Below are 2,792 nucleotides of genomic sequence, written 5' to 3' on the forward strand. Positions count from 1 at the left end.
GTCCCGTTCCATGCGCCGCCTTCTTCATGACCGCGTACGGTGGCAATGCGCGGGATGCCGCGATATTTTTTCAACTCGGAAAGAACGTGGTCGGTAGACCGCTTTGAAAATCGGTCGATGCGTAATTCAATCATATGGGCGCCGGCAGTCGTGGCATCATTCAGATGACTGCGTTTTTCTCGGTCATCTATGGCGACTGCCAAACAGGGATGTGCGCCGAGTTTACAAGATCCTATGGAAATCATAGATGCTCCTATTCCTGAGTGCCCGCTTCTTTTTCAATTGGCTGTGTCTTTCGATGGCGGCGCGCCTCATATTTCGCCTCTTTTTGCTTCCATTCTTCCGCTAATCTTTTACGGGGCTTCCAACGTCGATGCAGCCACAGCCATTGGTCGGAATGAGGACGAATAATTTTTTCCAAGGCGTTCTGACAGCGTTGCGTGTTCTCACGCAAGTCTTGCCAAAGATCACCGCTGAGCTGCAACTCCAAGGCGGGATAAAATGTACACCTATAGCTTCCGTTTGCCTGTCTGATCATTGCAACGGGATGAATAGGCACTTTTGCGCACAGCGCAAATAAAGCAGGACCGATGGTTGCCCAAGTTTCTTGACCGTAAAATCTGGCGGGCACCGCATTTTGTCGCGGATTTTGATCCGCTAACAATCCAACCACGCCGCCATCTCTCAGAAAAGATAAGGCTGTATTCAACGCATTATCTTTTGTAATCAACGTAATATCGCAAGATTGACGAACACGGCTGACGAGTCTGTCCATGCGCGCATCTTTAAATTCTCGGACAATAGCAGCGACAGGCTTGCCCATAGTACGGCTGGCAAGGAGCATCCATTCCCAGTTCCCATGATGAGCGCCCAGAATGATGCAGCCTTTGTCAGGATCAATATGCTCAAGTCCTTCGATGACCACTTGTTTATTCAAATCGCCGCGGAATAATTTGGGTTGGTGTGAGAATTCAGCAGCGACAATTCCAAGATTTTGGACAGAGCGGTGCAAGAGTTGTTTTTTTTCTTCCGGCAACAAGCGCGGGCCGTAAATAAGATCGATATTTGCCAAGCCTGTTTTTTTAACCTTGGGGACAACCCAATAAGCGAGGGTGCCAAAGGCTGCGCCTAAGCGCCGTGACCAAGACAATGGCATGAAACGCGTCAGGCCATAAAAGAACAGGACAGGCACGAACAGAAGCTGATGGATGAAAGAACGGGCAACGGAGGCCATGATTAGCTTCCTAAAGAAATAGTATCGCCTGTATCGGGAACAAAGCTGCGGACACCACTACCGGAGTTCTCTTGCATCCAAGATAAGGCGTCGGGATCACCGTGGACATAGATAATTTGTTGGGGCGATAGATCTTGAATTACTTTTTGCAACTCTGAACGTGAAGCATGGGCACTGAAATGAAATTGGTCGATATCTGTTAATCGAAGTTCTACAGGGTCGCGATCCAACTCGAATTGAAACGCATCGCCGGGAGAAGCGTGTAATAATTTATAGCCGAGTGTGTCGGGATCCAGATAGCCAACAAAAAATATGCCGTGATGGCTATGCTTTACCATAGCCTGCGCCAACATGGCGGAAGGCGTGTTCTCCATCATCATGCCGGATGTGGCGATAATTACAGAAGGCCGATGAAGCAAACCTTCGACAAAATCTTTGTTCCAAATATTTCCAAGCCGATGGGTGCGCGACAAAGGCCGCAAATAGGCTTCCGGGTGCAGGTAATCACTGAACTTATCGTAAATCTCGTAAACAGCCCGACCCAAACCAACCGTGTAAATAGGCGTGAAAGGAATTGAGCCTATTTCCTGCAATTGCAAAACAATATTGATCATTTCCTGGGTGCGGCCAAGAGCAAAACTGGGCAGCAGCACCGTGCCTCCACGGTCTAAAACATTTCGCATATGATCAGCGAGACGGTCGGCTTCTTCTTCGTAAGAAAGTTTTTTAGCATCACAGGTAGCGCCTTGCGTGGACTCAATTATCAACGTATCGACTTTCGAAATGTCCTTGGGAAAGGCACACCCGCCCATGAGCAATTGGCGCGTCGTAGATATATCCCCCGTATAAAACAATCGGTGCGAATCAATTTCAATTAAAATACTCGCGCCGCCGAGTACATGACCGGCATTCAAAAAAGTCACATTCACATTGGCATTGTCAATAGGTCTGAAGGATTGGTTAAAAATACGTGCGCCAAAGAAGCGCATGGCATAATCAACATCTTCATGGTCAAAAAGAGGGTAATCGTAAATATTGCGTTCTCGCGCCAATAATTCCATGACCACAACGCTATTGTGCAGCATCCGATCCACAATGTACCGCGTCGGCAAAGTTCCGTATCCATTGACGCCGGGGAAATGTTTGCACAATACAGGTATAGCCCCACAATGATCAATATGACCGTGAGTAATCAGATAGGCATCCGGCGGCTGACGTAGCAGATCGAAAGCGGGCAGGCACTCTTTTCCTTCTTTTTTAGGATGCGTGCCGCAATCCAGCAATATGCGTGAACCATTGAAGGAGAGTTCAAAACAATTTGCTCCAACTTCTCCGCCGCCGCCGAGCACAGAAAAATTGATATTACTATATGAGTTCATCGTATTATATTCTACCTTGATACTTATGAATCATTCAATCTCATGATCAATGGGCGGATTCAAGGTTGAAATGCAACGGGTGCAAAAAAAGAGGACATCACAGAGATCTTCGGTACAATAGTTCTAACCAAACACCCGAAGGAGTCCATAATGTCCCACCACCATTTTACACGAGATGA

3 protein-coding genes are annotated in these 2,792 nt (G+C 47.5%); all 3 read right to left on the reverse strand.

What is annotated here, in order from left to right; all coding sequences use genetic code 11:
* Nucleotides 1-245 (reverse strand): type I 3-dehydroquinate dehydratase (locus tag GX117_04125; GenBank protein ID NLO32530.1); only part of this gene is annotated, 245 nt, incomplete at its 3' end.
* An 8-nt stretch (nucleotides 246-253) separates the two neighbouring features.
* Nucleotides 254-1,234, reverse strand: coding sequence for a lysophospholipid acyltransferase family protein (locus GX117_04130; protein NLO32531.1), 981 nt, complete (start codon nucleotides 1,232-1,234; stop codon nucleotides 254-256).
* Nucleotides 1,235-1,236: 2 nt separating this feature from the next.
* Complete coding sequence (locus GX117_04135; protein NLO32532.1) at nucleotides 1,237-2,613, reverse strand: MBL fold metallo-hydrolase; 1,377 nt, start codon at nucleotides 2,611-2,613, stop codon at nucleotides 1,237-1,239.
* Nucleotides 2,614-2,792: the final 179 nt, after the last annotated feature.

This window comes from Candidatus Hydrogenedentota bacterium, from assembly GCA_012523015.1.
Classification (GTDB): Bacteria; Hydrogenedentota; Hydrogenedentia; order Hydrogenedentales; family CAITNO01; genus JAAYBJ01.